The 1290-nt window shown below is 46.8% G+C and carries 2 protein-coding genes and 1 pseudogene; 1 reads left to right on the top strand and 2 read right to left on the bottom strand.

Annotated elements, in window-relative coordinates:
- Positions 1 to 21: 21 nt before the first annotated feature.
- Together ccoS and ACTHUR_RS11285 are read right to left on the bottom strand one after the other, a co-directional pair.
- Complete coding sequence (gene ccoS, locus ACTHUR_RS11290) at positions 22 to 207, bottom strand: cbb3-type cytochrome oxidase assembly protein CcoS (RefSeq protein ID WP_070461478.1); 186 nt, start codon at positions 205 to 207, stop codon at positions 22 to 24.
- A complete protein-coding gene (locus ACTHUR_RS11285; protein ID WP_070461479.1) occupies positions 207 to 512 on the bottom strand; it encodes an HLGFF motif protein in 306 nt (101 codons plus the stop codon). The genes ccoS and ACTHUR_RS11285 overlap by 1 nt, the downstream gene beginning before the upstream one ends.
- A gap of 234 nt (positions 513 to 746) precedes the next feature.
- Between ACTHUR_RS11285 and ACTHUR_RS11280 the strand changes: the two are divergent.
- Positions 747 to 1290 (top strand): annotated as a pseudogene (locus tag ACTHUR_RS11280) (acetate kinase); the annotation flags it as partial.

Genomic DNA, 1290 nt, shown 5'->3' with positions numbered 1-1290 from the left:
GATTGTCTTTTTTAAGGCTCATTATTTGGATTCTTTGTCTTCGTCTTTTTCGATCAGTTTTTCAGTGGAGTCGTCGTCCATCAAAATGCGGTGCGCAGGTCCTTCAAGGTCGTCAAACTGTCCGTTTTTACCCGACCACCAGAAAAACCAACCGATGATAAAGGCCAAAATAATGCTGATGGGGACAAGGATAAACATACTTTCCATTACATCGCTCCGGTCAAATCGCTCAGGATAAAGGTTTTGCCGCTGACTGTCAGGTATTCGTTGCGCAACGCACCGATATTTTTATCGTCAAAAAACAATTCGATACGGTCTTTAACCACGCGCCAGTATTGAGGGATATCGGTTTGCTCGAAAGGCGACAATACCGCTGCTTCGGTTGCATCTTCGCTTTGCAGTTTGACTACAAAGCGTCCGCTTTGCGGCGGATTTTGCGATTCATCGTCTGCTAACATAATAAAAAATCCGGCATGTTCGCCGTCTTGAGTGTGGATACTGAAATAATGCATATCGGGAAATCTTCAAAACCGCCGTCATTTTTTCAGACGGCCTAAAATAAAATTCCGTCCATTTTACATCAAATATTAAGTCAAGCAGCCGATTACATTTTTTGTTAGAATACGGCGTTTACTTTGTTAATCTGTTCAGACCGCTACCCACTACGTCCCACAAGGGGTGCAACATAGCCGGAGCAGCAGTAAGGTCCCGACAAAAATGCCGTCTGAAACCTCAAGGAGCATAAAATGACACAAAAATTAATCTTGGTTTTGAACTGCGGCAGCTCTTCCCTCAAAGGTGCCGTATTGGATAACGACAGCGGCGAAGTATTACTGAGCTGCCTGGCAGAAAAACTCAATCTGCCTGATGCCTACATCACCTTCAAATTCAACGGCGAAAAACATAAAGTTGAATTGGCCGCCAAGCCAGACCATACCGGCGCGGTAGAAGCACTGATGGACGAGCTCAAAGCCCACGGCCTCGACACCCGTATCGGTGCGATCGGCCACCGCGTGGTAAGCGGCGGCGAATTGTACAGCGAATCCATTTTGGTTACCGACGAAGTTATCGACGGTATCGAAAAATGTATTCCACTTGCTCCTCTGCACAACCCGGCACACCTTTTGGGCCTGCGCGCTGCACAAACCATTTTCAAAGGCCTGCCGAACGTTGTCGTATTCGACACTGCATTCCATCAAACCATGCCTGAACATGCTTACAAATACGCTGTTCCACATGAATTGTACGAAAAATACGGCTTGCGCCGTTACGGTGCACACGGTACCAGCT

The sequence above is a fragment of the Neisseria sp. P0021.S007 genome (genome assembly GCF_051956855.1).
Note: the sequence above shows the minus strand (reverse complement) of the source record. Positions and strands in the feature narration are given on the sequence as shown.